Source organism: Enterococcus sp. 7F3_DIV0205 (assembly GCF_002141365.2).
In the GTDB taxonomy this organism is placed as follows: Bacteria; Bacillota; Bacilli; order Lactobacillales; family Enterococcaceae; genus Enterococcus_L; species Enterococcus_L palustris.
This window is the reverse complement of the sequence record NZ_CP147244.1, coordinates 2,150,469-2,170,614: the sequence shown is the minus strand read 5'-3', so window position 1 is coordinate 2,170,614 and position 20,146 is coordinate 2,150,469. Positions and strand designations below refer to the sequence as shown.

At 34.6% G+C, this 20,146-nt stretch carries 13 protein-coding genes; 9 read left to right on the top strand and 4 right to left on the bottom strand.

The window, feature by feature from the left end:
* Positions 1 to 37: 37 nt before the first annotated feature.
* The 3 genes from A5821_RS10320 (at position 38) to A5821_RS10310 (ending at position 3,075) form a co-directional block, all read left to right on the top strand.
* Positions 38 to 991, top strand: a complete 954-nt coding sequence (locus A5821_RS10320; RefSeq protein WP_086314492.1) for an ABC transporter ATP-binding protein — start codon at positions 38 to 40, stop codon at positions 989 to 991.
* Between the two features lies 1 nt (position 992).
* Positions 993 to 2,513, top strand: a complete 1,521-nt coding sequence (locus A5821_RS10315; protein WP_086314491.1) for an ABC transporter permease/substrate-binding protein — start codon at positions 993 to 995, stop codon at positions 2,511 to 2,513.
* Between the two features lie 97 nt (positions 2,514 to 2,610).
* On the top strand, positions 2,611 to 3,075 hold the full coding sequence (locus A5821_RS10310; RefSeq protein WP_086314490.1) for a hypothetical protein: 465 nt from the start codon (positions 2,611 to 2,613) through the stop codon (positions 3,073 to 3,075).
* A gap of 60 nt (positions 3,076 to 3,135) precedes the next feature.
* Here A5821_RS10310 and A5821_RS10305 read toward each other — a convergent pair whose 3' ends face one another.
* Entirely contained in the window at positions 3,136 to 3,426 is a 291-nt protein-coding gene (locus A5821_RS10305) for a hypothetical protein (RefSeq protein ID WP_086314489.1), read from the bottom strand.
* Positions 3,427 to 5,271: 1,845 nt separating this feature from the next.
* Between A5821_RS10305 and A5821_RS10300 the strand changes: the two genes are divergently transcribed.
* From A5821_RS10300 to A5821_RS10285, 4 genes are all read left to right on the top strand, one after another.
* Positions 5,272 to 7,545 carry an AAA family ATPase gene (locus tag A5821_RS10300; RefSeq protein WP_170923014.1) on the top strand — a complete coding sequence of 758 codons (2,274 nt, stop codon included), beginning with the start codon at positions 5,272 to 5,274 and terminating at the stop codon, positions 7,543 to 7,545.
* Positions 7,518 to 9,488, top strand: coding sequence for a UvrD-helicase domain-containing protein (locus A5821_RS10295; protein ID WP_086314487.1), 1,971 nt, complete (start codon positions 7,518 to 7,520; stop codon positions 9,486 to 9,488). Before A5821_RS10300 ends, A5821_RS10295 begins: the two co-directional genes overlap by 28 nt.
* Positions 9,489 to 9,574: 86 nt before the next feature.
* On the top strand, positions 9,575 to 10,435 hold the full coding sequence (locus A5821_RS10290) for a hypothetical protein (protein WP_086314486.1): 861 nt from the start codon (positions 9,575 to 9,577) through the stop codon (positions 10,433 to 10,435).
* Between the two features lie 94 nt (positions 10,436 to 10,529).
* The gene (locus A5821_RS10285; protein ID WP_249921866.1) at positions 10,530 to 11,366 is read left to right on the top strand and encodes a hypothetical protein; all 837 of its coding nucleotides are present in this window, start codon (positions 10,530 to 10,532) and stop codon (positions 11,364 to 11,366) included.
* 137 nt (positions 11,367 to 11,503) lie between these two features.
* On the opposite strand, the gene A5821_RS10280 is transcribed toward A5821_RS10285, so the two are convergent.
* Together A5821_RS10280 and A5821_RS10275 are read right to left on the bottom strand one after the other, a co-directional pair.
* Positions 11,504 to 12,487: a LacI family DNA-binding transcriptional regulator gene (locus A5821_RS10280; protein ID WP_086314485.1), complete on the bottom strand. Its 984-nt coding sequence runs from the start codon at positions 12,485 to 12,487 to the stop codon at positions 11,504 to 11,506.
* A 13-nt stretch (positions 12,488 to 12,500) separates the two neighbouring features.
* Complete coding sequence (locus A5821_RS10275; RefSeq protein WP_086314484.1) at positions 12,501 to 13,982, bottom strand: sucrose-6-phosphate hydrolase; 1,482 nt, start codon at positions 13,980 to 13,982, stop codon at positions 12,501 to 12,503.
* A gap of 248 nt (positions 13,983 to 14,230) precedes the next feature.
* Here A5821_RS10275 and A5821_RS10270 point away from each other — a divergent pair, with 248 nt between their 5' ends.
* Positions 14,231 to 16,192 carry a sucrose-specific PTS transporter subunit IIBC gene (locus tag A5821_RS10270; RefSeq protein ID WP_086314483.1) on the top strand — a complete coding sequence of 654 codons (1,962 nt, stop codon included), beginning with the start codon at positions 14,231 to 14,233 and terminating at the stop codon, positions 16,190 to 16,192.
* Complete coding sequence (locus A5821_RS10265) at positions 16,182 to 17,795, top strand: glycoside hydrolase family 13 protein (protein WP_170923013.1); 1,614 nt, start codon at positions 16,182 to 16,184, stop codon at positions 17,793 to 17,795. Before A5821_RS10270 ends, A5821_RS10265 begins: the two co-directional genes overlap by 11 nt.
* A gap of 125 nt (positions 17,796 to 17,920) precedes the next feature.
* Here A5821_RS10265 and A5821_RS10260 read toward each other — a convergent pair whose 3' ends face one another.
* Positions 17,921 to 20,107 carry an alpha-galactosidase gene (locus tag A5821_RS10260; protein ID WP_086314482.1) on the bottom strand — a complete coding sequence of 729 codons (2,187 nt, stop codon included), beginning with the start codon at positions 20,105 to 20,107 and terminating at the stop codon, positions 17,921 to 17,923.
* Between the last annotated feature and the right edge of the window lie 39 nt (positions 20,108 to 20,146).

The following is a 20,146-nucleotide window of genomic DNA, read 5'->3' as shown; positions in this document are numbered from 1 at the left end:
ATCGCAGAGCCACACAAGAAAAAAATGAGGTGAACAAATGATTGATTTTCAAAACGTCTCCAAAAAATACAACGATCAATTCGTTTTAAATAATTTTGATGTCTCAATTGAAGACGGCGAATTCTTTGTATTAGTAGGTCCTAGCGGTAGTGGGAAAACGACCACCTTAAAAATGATCAATCGACTGATTGAACCAACCGAGGGGGATATCTACTTTAACGACAAACGACTGATCGATTACAATCTGAAAGAACTAAGATTGACCATCGGCTATGTCCTGCAACAAATCGCACTTTTTCCAAATCTAACGGTTGCTGAAAACATCGAATTGATCCCAGAGATGAAACACTGGAACAAAGCGAAAAGACGAGAAAGAACGGAAGAATTACTGAGAAAAGTCAGTTTGCCACCAGAAGAATATCTACACCGAAAACCTGCTGAATTATCTGGCGGCGAGCAACAACGTATTGGCATTTTACGAGCGATTGCAGCGAAACCTGATATTATTTTAATGGATGAACCATTTAGTGCATTAGATCCGATATCGAAAGGTCAGCTACAACAATTGATCAAAGAGTTGCATAAAGAACTAGCAAGTACAGTTGTTTTTGTAACCCATGATATGAATGAGGCGTTATTTTTAGGTGATCGAATCTGCGTCATGAAAGATGGGGAAATCGTACAAACAGATACGCCAGAACAAATCAGAAGCAATCCAGCCAACGATTTTGTAGCGCAATTTTTCCAACAAGATCATTCTAACCTAGAAAATTATTGTGCGGCCGATTTGTTAGCATTAGAGCTTGTGGAAGATGGACAAGTCAACAGCGAAACAATTGTCGACCTAGACACGACATTACCTAAAGTGATTCGTTTACTTATAGATGGGAAAACCGTTGTACTAGCAGATGAGAAAGGACCTATCGGTGAAATCACAGATCGCGCGATTTTACGCTTCTTAGAGACAAAGATAGAAAAAGGTGATCAATAATATGGGAAAACTGATCGAAACATTCGTTGCTCGTAAAGAAGACTTTATCCAAGCCGTCGTCGAGCATATTCAACTATCCTTACTGTCACTATTGATTGCGATTCTTATAGCGATTCCATTAGCGATTTTACTGACGAATTATAAAAAAGTCGCTGAATTTGTATTGCAAATCACGGGGATTTTCCAAACGATTCCTTCACTTGCTTTGCTCGGGTTATTGATTCCAATTATCGGTATCGGCAGTCCACCTGCAATCGTTGCGTTGGTGATTTATGCGTTATTTCCGATTTTGCAAAACACCTACACAGGTTTGACCGAAATCGATCCTTCCTTAGAAGAAGCTGCCGAAGCATTCGGGATGAATAAACGGGAAAAACTAGTCAAGTTTGAGTTGCAGTTAGCTTTACCTTATATTATTTCAGGTATTCGTACAGCGACAGTAATGATTATCGGGACGGCCACACTTGCTGCCTTGATCGGTGCAGGCGGGTTGGGGACTTTTATTTTACTTGGAATCGACCGAAACAACGTGTATCTGATTTTGATTGGTGCGATTTCTTCTGCTGTTTTAGCTGTTTTGTTTAATTTTGGGATTCATTTGTTAGAGAAAGCTACAGTGAAGCGAATTGTAGCAGCCTTTATGGTCTTACTCGCTTTGTTAGTTGGATCGTTTGTCTACACCCATCAAGAAGCGGAACAAAAAGAAATCACTGTCGCAGGAAAATTAGGGGCGGAACCTGATATCTTGATTAACATGTATAAAGAATTGATCGAAGCAAACAGCGATATCCACGTAAACCTAAAATCAAACTTTGGGAAAACCAGTTTCTTATTTAATGCACTAAAATCTGGTGAAATCGATGTCTATCCTGAATTTACTGGAACAGTTCTTGAAACCTTTTTGAAGGACAATAAGAACACGTCGAATGATCCAAGAGAAGTGTACGAATATGCACGAGATCAAATCAAAAAACAAGAAAATATGGATTATCTAGAACCAATGCTTTATGAAAACACTTATGCAGTTGCGGTCAAACGATCATTTGCAGAAGAAAATGGATTGAAAACAATCGAAGATTTGAAAAAAGTTGAAAGTCAGCTAAAAGCTGGTTTTACGCTAGAATTTATCGATCGTGAGGACGGCTATAAAGGATTACAAAAATTGTATAACTTGAATTTCGATGTGAAGTCGATGGAGCCATCATTACGTTACCAAGCAATCAATAATGGCGATGTCAATGTGGTGGATGCATACTCAACGGATAGTGAATTGAAGCAGTATGATTTGGTGATTTTAAAAGATAATAAACAGCTATTTCCACCCTATCAAGGTGCGCCATTGCTGAAAGCTGAGACGTTAGAGAAATATCCAGAATTAAAAGAATTATTGCAGCCATTAGTTGGTAAGATCACTGAGGAAGAGATGAGTGAGATGAACTACCTTGTCAATGTGGAACAAAAAGATCCAGCGACGGTTGCGCATGATTATTTGTCGAAACAAGGGATGCTAGAGAACAATTAATACTTTCTTGAAAGGCATAGAATCTTTTATTTTGATGTGCTACTATTTATATTATTAGGAAAAAGGAGAAGCTAACTGAAAAAAGGAGGATACTGGTATGTATGAAGAAAATATGGAGCAAAAGCTAAACTGTATTCAACAAAAATCATTTTGGGAATACTATAGCATCTTGAATAGGAAATGGCGTACGATTTTGTTGCCAGTGCTGGTGATAGTACTGGATCTAATTATGACATTATTTGGTTCACCATTCCCGAAAAGTAGTTTACTTCTAGTTCAGGTACTTGTAGTGATAGTAGCAGAAACCTTTGTCATTTACATGGAGTACCGTTTTTATAAAGATGTCTTTATTACAAAAGTGAAAAAATATAATGGAACATTATTTTTTATAATAGCTGTCGGATTAACGACTATGTTGTGGTTATCAATGATCGTTCCTGTTATGAGTAAAGGCGAGCTGATTTCATGGGCAATCGGCGGAGTGATTTTTAGTCTGATCATGGTAGGGATCGTGTTGCCAAGTATGAACGGGTTTGCAAGGAAATATGCTGTTCAGGCTTAGAGTAAAAATAAAACAAAGTACACAAGGTGAATAATCGTCTTGTTGTACTTTGTTTTTTATTTATATTGGCAGACCTTGAAAGGGAGAGCCGTTTGATTTTTTTAGTGAAATCATATTCTTTCCAAAAATAAATTCAAGTTTATCGAGTAGTTCATTTTTGCTAAGAGTCGAAGTCAGGGTGCCTTTGTTTTTCTTACCATTAAAATATTTCCAGACACCTAGTTTGTGTAATTTGTTTTGTTTGGAAGGGTCTTGGCAATCAACGCTAGAATCGATAATAATTGTATAAACTACTCCAGTGGACAAAATAGTCGCTATTTTTCTTTCTTGTTCAGATAGTTTTAGCCCCATGGAAATCTCCTCCTCTTAAAGTATTCGTTGTAAGAATAGTATAGCTTTTTGAGGATGCATTTTCAATTCTTCTGATTGAAATTTCTATTTGCAGCATCGAAATTGACTTGAAATCTTTTGTAGAATAACTAGGATAAGTTGTTTTTTGCATGCTTTATAAGGTATAATAAACAAGAAGGTAATCGAGTTCAATCACGATTACAAAAAAGCCAGTGCTGATACACTGACTCTTTAGTTGAATATTGACTAAAGCTCGATAAGACGAATTGCCACTATCTTACTTTAGCTGAGCAGATAGTGGTCTTTTTTTACTCAAAAATAGAAGTGATAAAGAGTTTGATCGCTTCGACAATATAGTAAGCCACAAGTGTGACCACTATTTTCGAAGCGATATCTTTTAACAAATCTTTCAAGGACCGCTGTTCCTATGCACTAAAGCAGGACAAAAGCGATAAAGACATATCTTTATGGCATCAACTCCTTCTTCAGAGCTTCAGCCGTTATTCAACTAGTTATAGTATATCAAAGATTGCGTCGATAGTGTATTAAATATTTTACAAAAATCAATATGATAAGTTGCTTTTTAGAGACTTTGTAAGGTATAATTGAGACGAAGGTAATTGTTAATTGTTACGATTACAAAAAAAGCCAGTGCGGAAACACTGACTCTTTAGTTGATTTTTGACTAAAGCTCGAAAGTGTATAACATCACCACTATCTTACTTTGGTCGGGCAGATAGTGGTCTTTTTTTACTCAAAAATAGAAGTGACAAAGATTTTAATCACTTCAACAATATAGTAAGCCACAATCGTGACGACTATTTTCGAAGCGATATCTTTTAACAAATCTTTCAAGGACCGCTTTTCCAATGTATTAAAGCAGGACAAAAGCGATAAAGACATATCTTTATGGCATCAACTCCTTTTTCAGAGCTTCAGCCGTTATTCAACTAGTTATAGTATATCAAAAATTGTATCGATAGTGTATTAAATATTTTACAAAATAGTAACGAGCAAACAGTCAGCCGTGAAGAATGTTTATTTAATCGAATGCTACGTATTCTGGTAGATAGCATTCTTTCTTACTATACGCATTATTGACCTAGGCAACTTGATTTATCAGTTCATGCTGATTGGTTTTGGCTTCAAAATACTAAGTGACCACTTACTATTTTGAGGTGTCGGCTGTTTCCTCGTTACTATCGTGGCTGCAAGGATCTGTCATAAAAAAGGCTTGCTCCGTCAAAAGTTAGCACAAAATCGGCAGATCATTACAGCAGGTGATGCATGGTGAGAGAAGTTAGATTTACGGTAACTTCCTCGAAAACGATTGTTCAAATCTAAAAAAAGAGTTGCGCAACCGTAAAATAGAACGAAAAAAACGGTTCCGGACACCTGCCGAAACCGCGCTAAGTACAATTAAGAAGCATCGAACTGTTGTATTAAACTCAGAACATCAGAAAAAACACTAGTAATTTCATGAAATATTGAGTAAAATAAAAACAGTCAATGAAAATTGACTAAGGGCAACTTGTACGATCAGGTACGACTGATTGTATAAGGCTCTGTGGGATGACGACCAATCTTCCTGCAGAGTGCCTTTTTATTTTGTCTAGCTGAACGAAGTTCGTTTGGCTAGATTTTTTTCGTTCTATCTCACTCCATTTTAATTTAAGTGAGGTGGAGAGTCAATGGGGGAATGTAAGTTTGTGTGAAAAAAATTATTTATGGTCGTTTATTGAGATTTAATTGATAATAATGATGTACTTTTTGGTATAATAATAAAAAGTGGGTTATGTTAGTTTTGCTATATCTAACAAATTTTAATGGATGGGAGACAGTAACATGGAAATTTCAGAAATAAGAATAAAAAATTATCGTCGTTTTTTAGATTCAAAAATTGATTTTCGAAAAAATAAGTTAGTGGTTTTAGCAGGAGCAAATAATAGTGGAAAAACATCCTTAATACAATTACTTCATGTAATATTTAATAATAAAAAAAGTATATGTGAAAAAGATATCTCTATTCAAACCCGTCAAAAGTTATTTGATGAATTGATAAAAATGTTAGTAGAAGAAAAGCTCTCTGATCAAGAATTTTTTAAAGCTGTCCTATTATTTATGAAAAATATTTCAGCGGAAGAATATGCTATAGACGTTAAAATACTAGTTTCTTATGAAGAAGGCGAATCAATATCATTGTTTTCTAACTATTTAATGGATTTAGATGAAAATAGAAAAGAATTCTATTTTGAATTTCGAAGCGAATTTTTATTTGAACGTTTCGAAAAAATTTTTCATTTACAATATGAATATTTTTATTCGATGTATGTGAAGATACAGGATCTATCGCTGAATATAAGTAGTCAAATAGATGAAAATAAGTGTAATGAATTAAAAACGGAGTTAGCTAAAATAAGGCATCAATTTGAAAATGAATTATTTAAGTTATATGGATTATCATTGAGTAACAAGTACTATTACACAAATGTTGATTTTAATATTTTAAATCATATAGAGTATAAAGAATTTTCGAAGTTATTTATTTTTGATTTCATATCTGCTGATCGAGAGTTAGATGATGAGTCTATAAAGACAAAAAAAATTACAAATACCATTATGGAAAGCACAGATCCTTTAAGTGAAGATTCTACATGGAAAAGTAATTTTGACAAGCTATTTAAAACTGTAAAAAGCGGGTTGCAGGATTCTCAGGTTGAAGAAATTTTACAAAATAATACATCTTCAGCACTTGAAAAAATTCGAAATAATATGGATTCAGTTGGTGAAACGCAAGTTGATGCTATTGAGGCATTGATGAATTTTGATGATAAAATTCTTTTAAAACTAGTTAAAGATAGCGTAGCGATAAATTATGTGTATCAGAAAGATGGAAGTAAAATTTATCTAAGTGAAGAAACTCAAGGTCTAGGAATGAGTAATCTCATTTTTATAAGTCTAGAATTGCTAAAATATCAAAAGAAGATAAAAAAAGGTACAGTAAATTTCTTTGTCATAGAAGAACCTGAAGCTCATATGCATGTTCAAATGCAAAGAGTACTTATAGATTTTCTAGAAGATTTATTTCAAAATGATAATAAAATACAAGGCTTGATAAGTACACACTCAAATGAAATTGTTAAAAATTGTAATTTGAAAAGTTTAAAAGTCATTCGACCTTCGAATCCATTTGAAAACAAAATATGTGATCTAAAAATATTTTTAGATCAGCATGCTTCAGAAAAAACTTTTTATGAAACATTTTTTAGGTTGAATTTTTCCAATCTCATTTTTTGCGATAAAGCTATTATTTATGAAGGCGATACTGAGCGAATGTTTATTGAAGCATTAATTTCTAGAAATGATGAGTTTGATTCGTTGTCTAAAAAATATATTTCATATTGCCAATGTGGTGGCGCATATGCTCATAAATACTATGAACTAATGAATGAATTGGAAATTACGGCGTGTGTGTTTACAGATATAGATTATACAAAAGAACAAAATAACGTTATAAATGTAATGGATGACAAAAGCACTAATTCAACACTTAATACGTTTTGTCCAAAAAAAGAAAATCAAAAAATATTGGTTAAAGATATCTATAATTGGCAAGAAGAAGATAGAAATAAAAAGAGTTGTTTTGATATTTTTACGCAAGGTATATCTGATGGCTATGCACGAACTTTAGAAGAAGCAATTTTGTATAGATATATATGTGCGGAAAAGGTAAATATTTTGAAGAAATTAAGTGATGAAAAGAAAAACCTAGAAATACCAGAAGATTTTACAGTTTTTACCAACCTACCTTTATATTTTTGGAAAAAATTAAAAGAATATAGTAGTTTAGAAATTAAGATACCATCTATAAGTAGAGAAAAAAAGCAGCTAGAAAATGAATATAGAAATGATCCCCAAAAATTGGATATAGAACTCGAAAATTTAAAAATGAAGAAAGATGAGATGGTTCTCAGATCAATAAGGGATATTGTAGCTTCAATCTCAAATAACAAGTCTGATTTTATGTATTCGATTATGGAACATAACAATGAATTTAAAGTTTTACCAAACTATATTAAGGATGGATTATTATGGTTAGAACAAACTTGTATTTCATAAATGCACCTGCTGGTAGTGGAAAAACTTATTTTATTAAGGATAAGATTAATCAATTACTAGATAACAATTTTCAATCTCAAATACTTTGTATTACTTACACAGAAAGAGCGGCGAATGAATTAAAAGCAAGAATCATTTCAGATGCTGTAGACATAAGTACAATTCATAGTTTTGTAAACAGTTTTTTATCTCCTTTTTTTTCTTTGCCAGAAGTAATTGATTTTTTCGTAGAAGTATATCATGATGAAATCCTCGATCGACTAGTTTCCAATGATGGAGAGTATGCAATGAAATATAAAGAGATAATAGGACTTGATGACTCTAGAGTTGTGACGATTGATGATATTAAGGAGCGATTAAATAGAGTCTATTATAACGAACGAGAAAGAAATTCTATTTTGTATGGGGGGATTTCTCATGATAGCTTATTGTCTTTTGCTTTTAAATTATTGGATAGGTACCCTATAATCAAACTAAAACTAAAAGAAATGTATCAATATATTTTCATTGATGAAGTTCAAGATACAAGTTCTGATATTTTAAATTTTTTTTATGAGGCAGTATTAGACAGTTCCACAGAATTATATGTTTTTGGCGATAAGATGCAGGAAATCTATGATAACTATGATGGAAGTTTTGAAAATCAATTTTCTGAATTTGATAAAAATCTATCTAAAAAGTTTATTACCAATTATCGTTCTAGCAAAGAAATTCTTGATGTATTAGAGAATGTGTATCTTTCTGATTTAAAAATCGAGCAACAATCAAAAAAAGGGAAATCTAATAAAAAACCACAAATATTGGTTTGTGATTCAATAAACAAATTTTTGGAGAATAATCTTCATAAGTATAATGATTTTCTACAATTGAGAACTTTGAATAGACATAGATTTGAAAATAATAATCCTAAAAAAGATTTAAGTATTTTATATAGCAAGTATAGAGAAATCTATCCCAGTCATTTAAAAATTAAAGTTATGGATGTACTTCTACCAAGAGATGAAATGAATAATCCGGATTTATTACTAGGTTTTATATTTAAATTATACGATGTCTTAGAAGATTTCCAATGTGGGCGATATGGTTCGGTAATACAAGAGATTAAGAAGGCTAAGTTTTCTACTGACAACAGTATAGTTAATATTTTTAATTTAGAAAAATTATCTATTGAATATCATAAGGATAAAGCTCTATACGCTAGTATTTTTCAACAAATTTATTCTGAATTTATGAGTGATAATAAAGATCTTCATTCTCTATTTGAGTTTTTGATTGGAAATAGAGTTATTACAAAGAGCTTTTATAATGAGATCGTTAAGAAGGAGTATGATGATGGTTTTAAATATGCTGATATTTTATCTATTTCACTTAGTAAATTTTTCTTATTAGCTAAATTAAGATACAATCAAAATATTTCTACACAACATGGCGTTAAAGGAGAAGGTCACGATAAAGTCATGTTTATTTCTGAAAATAGCTCAAATCCAGGGATTCATATGTATAAATTCTTTAAGATATTTTCAGAACTGAAAAGTTTTGGTCTAGATGAGTTTCAAAAATATTATTATGATTTTAAGTTTGATGTAGAAAAAATTGAAAAAGAAGCGAACAAGAAAATTAGAACATTTGATGTTGCAGATAGAGATATGTTTGAAACAGAGTTTGAAATAATATACTTAAAATATAAAGACAATCCATATTTTGAGTATATAAATCGTTGTGGAGTAGACTTTAAAGGTAAATTAGCTATGAAGAAGGTTAAGAAAATGTTTAATGTGAATGCTGTTCGTTCAACATTACAAGCGTATAAGTTGTTTTATGTGGGATGTTCACGAGCTAAAGAAGAACTTATTGTAGTAGTTGAAGAGAAAGAAATCAGTGGTTTTAAGGGGGAATTTATCGATAAAATGATGAGTTGCGGTTTTGACATAGTCAATGAGTAAAAAATATCTATGATAGGTGTGCTAAGCTTTTTGTAGTTGTGGAAAAGCTTAGTTTTATTATAAATAAAGCAGGAGCAAAGCAAAAAATGAAACCAGATATTATTGAGATAGTAAAAGTTCTATTTTCTTTAGGTTTAATCAGTAGTTTAAGTAAGTTTATTATTGACAGAATTTTGTCCACCAAAGTAGAAATAGAGCTAGAAACAAATTACGGACGAGCTTTTAGAGAAATTTTCAATTTTATAGTATTTATACTTATACTTAGTCTTTATGTTTTTTTGTTTGTGGGAATATTTTATAGTCCTGAAAATCAAAATTACGATGTACTGACATCAGGACATGTGAGTGTTACGCCTGAAGAAGTGGACAAATGGCTAAATCAAGAAAAAAATAATAAATTATTTATAAGTTTATTGTTGTTAGGCATCTTTTTAGTAATCATAGCTTACATATACGGTGTCGCGAGATCATTTTGGTATAATAATTACAAAAGAAAAGTATATTTGGAATTTTCTACGAACGAGAAACTACTAAAGTTATTTGTGGTAAAAAGACTTAGTAAAGATAGGGTACTTTTAGCAAATGAAGAACAGACGTTGTATCAAATAAAAAGTCTTTCATCATTGGAAGATATCTACTTCAAAACTGAAAGTTTTATTGAACGGAGAAACAGAAGATATAAGTCGTTTTATGAAACTGTTGAAAATAGAGTTAAATGGAATAAAATGGATACCCCTACAAAAATAATTATGATAGTACTATCCATTTTATTGGGAGTAATAATTTTAGTTGGAACACTGGCTCAAGAAAATAAATTTATATTTTTGGTTATACTCATTACTATCTTTTCAGTAGTATTTTTTTATGTAAGGAATCAGTATAAAAAAGGAAAATCACTAATAAAAAATGCTAAACGACTGGAATATAACTATTCAATCAAATTGTAATGAAAGTATTTTTGGTATGATATCTGAATAATGTGAGGAACTAAAAATTAGTTCTATCTTTATAAGATTAGGTATATATAGATGGTGATAAAATATGAAAAAACTAACTATAATAGCCCTTCTTTGCTCAAGCATTTTTTTAACTGGTTGCAGCAATACGTCTTCCAAAAATGCCGAAGTCAAAGAGCAACCAACAGAAAAAAGCGATTCAAACACAACACCTAAAACCAAAGAAGAAACATCATCAGAAGTCAATAAAGCAAACTACTACTCTTATCTCGATGAAGTGGATCGTTCCAACATACAATCATCAACAGTAGAATCCTTTCTAATGTATGATAATACCAACCCAAAAAGTCTTCAAGAAAATACAAACACTATTTTCTTAGCCCGTGTAATCTCTATAGATAAAGCGGATGTAGATGCTAATCTTTCTGAAACCGAAAGCAACAGCATTTTACCTGACACTTATGGAAAGCTAGAAGTATTGAAAAATATCGAAGGAACAACAGATAAAGAAGTATCATTTATCAGGTCAGGCGGTATTATCAAGGAAAAAGACCGTTTTAAAAACGCTGAAAGAGAAGAAGTGGACAAACACAATCATTTGAGAGCTGAATCAGGACGTCCGCCTATTACTCAGAGTGAGGATTGGGTGGAAGTGAGAGAAGATGGCGATATTGAACTTCAAGCAGGTGAGGTATACTTGTTCTTTGCTACGTATAGTGAAGAAAGAGGAGCATACATTCTAGAAGGCTATCAATATGGTGCTTTGCTACTAGAAGATGAGGAACAACCAATTTCAAGAACACGTTCTATCCCAAATGAAATTGGAAAAACATGGAAAATAAAAAATGCTTCTTCAGGTGAAGAACAAGATTTAGGCGAGTATTTAAAAAATGAGCTAGGAATCGAAATGCAAGAAAACTAACGTTTAATAAAATTTATTTTAATTACAAAAATACACAAAGAGCATCAAGTCTGTTAAGAGGAAAACAGACTTGATGCTCTTTCATTTTTTACAGTCCCATCAAAACAGATAAAATAAACCCCGTTAAACCCAAACTATCAAGTTGTCTGCCCCTGAATTAATTTTACAGGCAACAGATAATTCTTCTCCAATTTTTTTTCAGGATTTTGTATCCTCTGCAATAACAGATCAACTAAAATATCCGCATAATCAGCCATTGGTTGAGCAATCGTCGATAATTGGGGAAAATAGTTCTGAACGAATTTTGTCCCATCATAACCAATGATCTTGAGCTGTTCAGGAACATTTATCTTTAATTGCTGACATTGATTATAGGCAAGAATAGCCGTTAGGTCATCTGTACAAAATAAACTATCAATATCTTCCGTCTCTAAAATATGCTTGATCTCTAAGTTTTTTAGCGTCGTTGAGCGAGCCGTCGTTTGAATATGAAAAATTTTAGGGGTCAATTCATGTTCTTCTAAAAAGTTTAAATACCCGTTTAATCGAAAATTTGTTGGAGAGTTCGATTCGTGTGAACCTGTCAGGATCGCGATTTTTCTTGCTCCTCTAACGTATAAGGTCTCAGTCGCTAAATATCCGCCTTGGAAATTGTCACTGCCGATAATCGGAATAGTATTCCCTAAAAAGCGGTCAAAAGAAACAATCGGAAGTTCAACATCCTCATATTCTGTGATCCCTAAGTTGTGCGCACCAGCAATAATGCCATCAACTTTATTGGCAGCAAGCATATTTATATAATGACGTTCTTTTTCCTTATTATTGGCACTATCACACAAAATAACCCGATACCCCAAATCAAAAAGCTTTTGTTCGATTCTTTCCACTAACTCCCCAAAAAAGGGATTCGCAACAGTTGGGAAAATAAGCCCGATTAATTGTGTGTTTTTTCCTTGTAGTGAACGAGCTAAAGAGTTTGGTTGATAATTAAGCTCTTTCATCGCACGATTTACCTTATCAATTGTTTTTTTGCTTAATGAGCCGTAATTATTAATCACACGGGAAACAGTCGTAGGGGAGACACCAGCTTTTTTTGCTACATCTGTTAGTTTGACGACCATACAATTCCATCCTTTATTGGTTAGTTTTCCGCAGTTGCCAAAATTGTCCTTGATAATCTCCGTCACATGTTAAATGAAATCCTGTGTGACCTGTTTCTGGGAATGCTCGCATGGTTGCTACTTTTTCACCATCGTTGATGAAAAGTTCAACAACGGAAGAATCGACAAAGATTTGTAAATTCAATGGTTTTTGTTCGATAGAAAATGATCGTACAACGCCATAATCTTCTCCAAAAGGAACACCAGCATGACTGCGGTCTATTGCCATTTTACCACGTTCAGAATCAAAATGAATCGTTAATCCTTGATTCTGTTCTTTATCTGCATATAAGGTAAGGGTTCCAGTGGCTAAAGAATCAAATGATAGGGCTAATTCATAATGATTTGTTGCAGTCTCATGATAAGAATCCTTGCTGTTATCAAAATGTATTCCTTCGTCTTTGCGTAGTTGTTTCATCTCTTCAACAGGACGTTGGTACAATTTTTTATCCTCTACAATCAGTTCCTTCACGATGCTCAAACAATGTGCCCATTCCTCTTGGTCAGTGGGATAATCAATTTCCGGCAACCCGATCCAGCTGATCGATAATAAGCGCTCGTCGGGTGCTTTAAATGCTTGTGTAGCGTAAACATCAAAGCCTTCATCTAAGTTTTTCAAGCTAGAAGGATTCGTTAAACGGTTTGATTCAGACTGATAAGAATCACCAATGACATACATATTTGGATAGATATTTTGATAAGGGCAAACGTCAGGATCTAACCCTTGCGGACAAAAAATAAGTAGAGCGAATTCATCTGTTAAAAGTAAATTGGGGCATTCGATCATAAATCCCATGTCCTGCTCAGTAAATCCTAATTCACCGATGCAATGCCAAGAAAGTAAGTCAGAACTTTGATAGGTTAGAATTTTGCCTTTCTCTGCTTCATCTTGCGCTCCGATCGTCATTAGATAGCCAGATTTATAACGAAAGACTTGAGGGTCTCTGAATTCAGATGTATAACCAGCTGGAGGTGCAGCGATCAGCGGCTGTTCGACTTTTTTAATGCTACCTGATTGATCCATCCAGGCGCCTAATTGATACGAATGGCGAGTCCAATCACTATCACGAACATTACCCGTATAAGCAAGAAATAACTGATCAGACATCGGCAGAGCAGTTCCAGAATAAACGCCATGGCTGTCGTATAAGCTATCTGGGAATACTTTTGTTCCCTCTTCTTTCCAATCAATCAAATTATCTGATGTCATGTGATACCAAGATTTTATACCGTGAACAGGGCCCATCGGATAAGATTGATAAAAAACATGCCACTGATTATTGAAAAAAGAAAAACCATTTGGATCGTTTAATAAACCTGTAGCGGGTTGAATATGATAGCCTAAACGCCAAGTTGACGTGTCTATTTTTTGTTTTAGTGAGGCAAGGTGCTCTGGTCCCCATTCTTGATAGGGCTGATAACGTTCTTCTCTAGACCAAACTTTTTTTTCAGACATATATATTCTCCTCGTAAGCGTATTCTCACATATAGTGTAACTATTTAGTGTTTAAATGTCAAACGTGTAACAATGTATTGATCTGTTAATGTAAGTCTCTTTTATACTGTTTGTTAAAATTGATAAACGTTTGACAATTAGTTGGAATCGTGGCATACTTTGTATGTGAAAAAGCGATTACATTTTTGAAACACAAGATAGTTTCTTCTATTTCAGTAGCGCTTAAATGACAATTAGGGGGAAAGAAGATGGATTACAAAAAAGTAGCAAAGGAAATCAATGAAGCACTTGGTGAAGACAATATTCAGGCTGCCGCACATTGCGCAACGCGTTTAAGGCTTGTTCTAAAGGATTCAAGTAAAGTGGATCAGAAAGCTTTAGATAATAATGATGCTGTGAAAGGAACGTTTGAAGCTAACGACCAATTCCAAATTATCATAGGTGCTGGCGATGTAAACAATGTATATGATGAACTTATAAAAATCACCAATGTGAAAGAAGCGTCTACCGCTGACCTAAAAGCAGTCGCATCGAATGGTAAAAAAAATAATCCTATTATGGCATTTATTAAGGTGTTATCTGATATTTTTGTTCCGATTGTCCCAGCATTAGTTGCGGGTGGGTTATTGATGGCATTAAACAATGTCTTGACTGCTCAGGATTTATTTGGTCCTCAATCAGTCGTAGAACTATTTCCGAATGTAAAAGACTTTGCGAGTATCATCAATTTACTGGCGTCCGCCCCGTTTGCATTCCTACCGATCTTAGTCGGTTTTTCTGCTACTAAGCGCTTTGGTGGAAATCCTTATTTGGGTGCTGCAATGGCAATGGCGATGGTGATGCCTGATTTAGTTAATGGCTATGGTGTGGCAAATGCAATCGCAGATGGAAGTATGCCCTATTGGCATATTTTTGGAATGGATGTTGCGCAAGCAGGCTATCAAGGTTCTGTGCTACCTGTATTAGCGGTTTCGTGGATTTTAGCGTCTTTAGAAAAGTTTTTCCACAAACGTATTCCCAACGCGTTTGATTTTACATTTACACCAATGCTAGCCATTATTATTACTGGTTTTTTAACATTTATCGTTGTGGGTCCGATGATGAGAATTGTATCAGACGGTCTGACGAATGGGCTTGTTTGGTTGTATGATACAACAGGAGCAGTCGGCTTAGGTGTCTTCGGTCTATTTTACTCACCGATTGTCATCACGGGATTGCATCAAAGTTTCCCAGCCATTGAAACGACTCTCCTAGCAGACGTAGCGCGAACTGGCGGATCATTTATTTTCCCAGTTGCTTCTATGGCCAATGTAGGGCAAGGGGCAGCAACGCTTGCCATCATGTTATTAACGAAAAATAAAAAACAAAAAAGCTTAGCAACGTCAGCAAGTATTTCTGCTATGTTAGGCATTACTGAACCAGCCATTTTCGGAGTCAATTTAAAACTTAAATTTCCATTTATTTGTGGCATGATTGCCTCAGCTGTAGCCTGTTTATTTATCGGCGCTTTCCATGTGCTTTCAGTAGCGATGGGACCAGCAAGTGTGATCGGATTTATTTCAATCGCACCAAAATCAATTTCCTATTTCATGATCGGTATCGTTATCAGTATTTGTGTAGGATTCGTGACAACTTACGTATACGGAAAACGTCATATGGAGGTTTTTGTAGGCGATGATGAAGCAGCTGGAGAAGTTGCCGTTGAAATCAATGAAGATCCTGAAGCAAATGTAGCGGCTGTTCAAGATGAAGTGTTGGCATCGCCCGTAAGTGGTACTCCTATTTCACTAAAAAAAGTAAATGATCCTGTATTTGCACAAGAAATGATGGGAAAAGGGATTGCAGTGATTCCAGAAGAAGGCACTATTTATGCACCTGCTGATGGAGAATTAACCGTTGTTTATGATTCGAAACATGCGTATGGACTTAGAACAACGAATGGTGCAGAGGTATTGATCCATATCGGAATCGACACAGTCGGATTAAAAGGCGAAGGCTTTGAAACAAATCGAAAATACGGTGAATTAGTAAAAAAAGGAGATATTTTAGGGACAGTTGATTTAGAGAAGCTTAAACAAGCTGGTTTAGATAGCACCGTAATGATGATTATTACAAATACGGATGCCTATGCGGCTGTCGAAGCAATCAATCTACAAAAAGTGGATGGAGGCCAAGATCTATTGGCGGTAAGTGCGCATTATGAAAACTAATTGGTGGAAGAAAGCCACGATCTATCAAATTTATCCACGCAGTTTTCAAGATACAAACGCTGATGGTATTGGGGACATAAAAGGGATTATCCAGCGTTTAGATTATCTGGCCTTACTAGGAATAGAGGCGATTTGGCTCAGTCCTGTTTATCAATCACCCAATGAAGATAATGGCTACGATATCAGTGATTATGAAGCAATTGGCTCAGAGTATGGCACCATGGAAGATATGGATAATCTGATTGCTGAAGCACAGAAAAGAAACATCAAGATTATTATGGATCTGGTCGTGAATCATACGTCATCAGAACATCCGTGGTTTCAGTCCGCACTGCAAAATCCTGCGAGTGAATATCATGATTTTTATATCTGGAGAAAAGGAAACGAAAGCGAAAAACCCAATGAACTTCAATCAAATTTTGGTGGTTCTGCGTGGACTTTTGTCCCGACGCTCGGGGAATATTATTTTCATTTACATGCGAAAGAACAGCCTGATTTGAATTGGGAAAATCCTGTGATGCGTCAAGAAATTTATCGTATGATGAATTATTGGATTGAAAAAGGCGTTGGTGGTTTTCGTTTAGATGTTATTGATTTGATAGGAAAAGAACCGGATCAGTTGATTACTAAAAACGGACCAAAGCTGCATGAACTTTTACAAGAAATGAATCGAAACACATTTGGAGACTATGACTTAGTTACAGTCGGTGAAACGTGGGGCGCAACGCCAGAAATTGCTCAGCTTTATTCTGATGAGAGTAGAGAAGAGTTATCAATGGTTTTTCAATTTGAGCACATCAATTTAGATAAGCAAACAGGCAAAAGAAAATGGGATATCAAAAAATTAGATCCTAAAGAATTGCATCAAGTGTTTTCTAAATGGCAAACAGAATTAGCTGGAAAAGGGTGGAACTCGCTGTTCTGGAATAATCATGATTTACCTCGGATTATCTCTCGTTGGGGCGATGATGAGAAGTATCGAGTGATCAGTGGGAAAATGCTAGCCATCTACCTATACTTTCTTCAAGGAACACCTTATATTTATCAGGGAGAAGAAATCGGCATGATCAATTATCCGATTAAAACGATTGATGAAGTTGATGATATAGAAAGTCGCAGAATGTATGATGAACGTATCAATTCTGGTTATACGGAAGAAGAGATTATTGAGTCGATCAATGCGAAAGGGCGAGATAATGCACGTCACCCGATGCAGTGGGATTATTCTGAACAAGCAGGTTTCACAAAAGGGCTTCCTTGGCTTCCAGTAGGAAATTCAAATGAAATCAATGTGGAAGCAGCCTTAAATGATCCAAACTCTTTATTTTATACGTATCAAAAACTGATTCAGTTGCGTAAAGAAATGCCGATTATTATAGAAGGAACATTTGAAAATATTCCAACGAATGATGCAACAGTTTTAGCCTATATTCGCGAGTATCAAGGGGAACAGTTGCTCGTTGTTGTTAATTTCTCTGATCTGCCAGCATATTTTGCATTAGGAAAAACACGAGTGATAAAAGAAACGCTCATCCATAATTATGAAAAAGAGATTACAGACGAACTGCTAGCTTATGAAGCGTATGCAGTATCTCTAAAATAAGCAAGAGAGAAAAAGTATATAGCTCAGAAAAATGGGTCAATGTCTGCAAGGATAGTAAAAAACATTCTTGTAGACGTTGACCTATTTTTCTGGGCTGTTTTGATTCTGAAAATGTATTATAGAGACTATTTAGTTAGTTCGTCAAGCACAGTCCAATGTTTGTAAAAGCATTGGAAATCGCCTTTTATTCTTGGGACGAGTATGCCGGCATGATTTAATTCACTACCGCTGTATATATTTCCCGTTTCCGTGTCTTTGTAGCGTATAGAATCGTCTAAATAGTTTGTCTTTACATATTGAACAGGTTGAGCAGGTTGAGCAAGACCATTGGAGTAAACAAGCAAAGCCTCTGTTTCATTTTTAAATAACCAAGCTGTAGCATAAGTTGAATCAATTTCTTTGATTCGATAGAATTGCCCAAATTGCAATAATCTCCGATGTTTTTTATAAAAAGTAATTTGATCTTTTATTTCTGATAATACCTTGGGAGACTGTTTTTCTATGGCTAGTTCGTAGCCGAAATTCCCACTCATCGCAATTAAGAAGCGGCTTTCTAATGGTGTATTTCGGCCTAATTGATGGTTGGGAATATCTGAAACATGTGCCCCCATCATAATAGGTGGATAAAGATAGCTGTAACCGTATTGGATTTGTGTCCGACATAATGCATCCGTATTGTCACTTGTCCATGTTTGAGGCATATAGGCGACCATCCCAGGATCAAATCGTCCACCGCCGCTCGAACAATTTTCAAATAATACGTGTGGAAATTGTTTTGTTATTTCAGATAAAATATGATACAGTCCTAAAACATATCGATGACTCACTTCTTTTTGTTGATCATTCGGCAAAATAAAACTACCAACTTCAGTCAAGTGTCGATTCATATCCCATTTTACATAATCGATTTTATTTGAAGAAAGATAATCGCTTAATACCTGAATAAGATAATCTTGAACTTGGGGTAAACTTAAATTTAAAACAAGTTGTTGTCTTCCTTGGGTTTGAGGATAGTCAGGTACTTGTAAACTCCACTCAGGATGCACTTCAAATAAACGACTTTTCACAGAAATCATTTCTGGTTCAAACCATAAACCAAATTTCATGTTCTGTTGATGTAGAATATCTGCAAAATGTTCAATGCCGTTGGGCAGTTTGGTTTTATTGACAAACCAATCTCCTAAAGACGTAGTATCATCTTCTCGTTGACCAAACCAGCCATCATCTAAAACAAATAATTCAATCCCTAAATCATGTGCCTGTTGTGCTTGGTTAATTAAGTCCTCTTCTGTAAAATCAAAATAATTCCCTTCCCATGAATTAAGCAAAATTGGTCGTTCCTGTTCTTGCCAATATTCAGGTATTAAATACGTTTGGTACAATTTATGAAATGTTTGAGAAAGTTGGTTAAATCCCTGATCACTAAAATTTAGCACGACTTCTGGTGTTTGAAAACTAGATTCAGGCATCAATTTCCACTCAAACGTTTCTGGATTGATTCCTATCTGGATACGTGTACTTCCATATTGTTCTACCTCGGCTTGGGCAACAAAATTCCCGCTGTAAATAAAATGGAATCCGTAAACATGTCCTTGATCTTCATTTGTATAGCGGTCGGCAAGTCCTAAAAACGGATGATGTTGCGGACTGCTCGTTCCTCTGGTCGAACTTATTTTTTGAATACCTGGATGAAGTGGTTGCCGATGAATCATCGCTTCATTGGTGTGTGAACCATTAAGAGTTAATAGATCAAAATCAGAACGTGGTAAGTCTAGCAACATAGAGCCTGCATTTTCCAAATAAATAGGCTGTACTCCATTATTTCGATACTCAACATTGCGCGTAATAACTGGGAGATCGTCATAGATTGTATAACGAAGAACCATTTCAAGGGATTGGACAGGATCGATAAGGTAGATTTCTAACGTCTGCTGTGTTTCTCCTCGTAATGAAGGTAACTCTTTTAAAGGAGACTTCCCTTGCAAAATTTCAAAACGATCATACACAAAATCTGTGATCCGAAAACCATCTGAATTTCGAAATTGATAATTACCCACCCGATAATCTAAACTTCCTTGTGTGCTCGTTTCAAGAGGCAATGTGTTTAAAGAAAATGTTCGTTCTTCACTGATCGGATTTGTAGCAAAACCGCGATCGATATGTTGTAACTGGTTGACTTGATGATAGCTGCTTAAATAAGGTCCAAAATATCTATGGGTAAGATATTTTCCTTTTTCGACACCTATAATATAACTGATTGTATTGTTGCTTAGATGGAAAATGTTTTGTTTGTTATCGAAAGAGATAGTCATGTCAATCATTCCTTTTCGTTTATTATATACATAGTATCG